The organism is Streptomyces sp. NPDC048483 (assembly GCF_040651455.1).
Classification (GTDB): Bacteria; Actinomycetota; Actinomycetes; order Streptomycetales; family Streptomycetaceae; genus Streptomyces.
The window spans coordinates 1662-2983 of record NZ_JBEZJZ010000215.1; the positions used below are offsets into that span (position 1 = coordinate 1662).

The 1322-nt window shown below is 57.2% G+C and carries 1 rRNA gene (only partly in view); it reads left to right on the top strand.

From position 1 onward, the window contains the following. Positions 1–49 precede the first annotated feature (49 nt). Positions 50–1322, top strand: a 23S ribosomal RNA gene (locus tag AB0D04_RS42120); it runs 1948 nt beyond the window's last position.

Consider the following 1322-nt stretch of genomic DNA (forward strand, 5'->3'; position numbering starts at 1 on the left):
GGGTGGCTGGTCGTTGCTTGAGAACTGCACAGTGGACGCGAGCATCTGTGGCCAAGTTTTTAAGGGCGCACGGTGGATGCCTTGGCACCAGGAACCGATGAAGGACGTGGGAGGCCGCGATAGGCCCCGGGGAGCTGTCAACCGAGCTTTGATCCGGGGGTGTCCGAATGGGGAAACCCGGCAGTCGTCATGGGCTGTCACCCGCTGCTGAACACATAGGCAGTGTGGAGGGAACGCGGGGAAGTGAAACATCTCAGTACCCGCAGGAAGAGAAAACAACCGTGATTCCGGGAGTAGTGGCGAGCGAAACCGGATGAGGCCAAACCAGTCACGTGTGATACCCGGCAGGGGTTGCGTGGTTGGGGTTGTGGGAGTTCTCTTTCATCGTCTGCCGGCGATGAGACGAGTCAGAAACCGTTGATGTAGGCGAAGGACATGCGAAAGGTCCGGCGTAGAGGGTAAGACCCCCGTAGCTGAAACATTGACGGCTCGTTTGAGAACCACCCAAGTAGCACGGGGCCCGAGAAATCCCGTGTGAATCTGGCGGGACCACCCGTTAAGCCTAAATATTCCCTGGTGACCGATAGCGGATAGTACCGTGAGGGAATGGTGAAAAGTACCGCGGGAGCGGAGTGAAATAGTACCTGAAACCGTGTGCCTACAAGCCGTGGGAGCGTCGCTGTGTGTGCTTGCACATGCAGTCGTGACTGCGTGCCTTTTGAAGAATGAGCCTGCGAGTTTGCGGTATGTTGCGAGGTTAACCCGTGTGGGGAAGCCGTAGCGAAAGCGAGTCCGAATAGGGCGTTGAGTAGCGTGCCCAAGACCCGAAGCGGAGTGATCTAGCCATGGGCAGGTTGAAGCGGAGGTAAGACTTCGTGGAGGACCGAACCCACCAGGGTTGAAAACCTGGGGGATGACCTGTGGTTAGGGGTGAAAGGCCAATCAAACTCCGTGATAGCTGGTTCTCCCCGAAATGCATTTAGGTGCAGCGTCGTGTGTTTCTTGCCGGAGGTAGAGCACTGGATAGGCGATGGGCCCTACCGGGTTACTGACCTTAGCCAAACTCCGAATGCCGGTAAGTGAGAGCGCGGCAGTGAGACTGTGGGGGATAAGCTCCATGGTCGAGAGGGAAACAGCCCAGAGCATCGACTAAGGCCCCTAAGCGTGTGCTAAGTGGGAAAGGATGTGGAGTCGCAGAGACAACCAGGAGGTTGGCTTAGAAGCAGCCACCCTTGAAAGAGTGCGTAATAGCTCACTGGTCAAGTGATTCCGCGCCGACAATGTAGCGGGGCTCAAGCACACCGCCGAAGTCGTGTCATTCC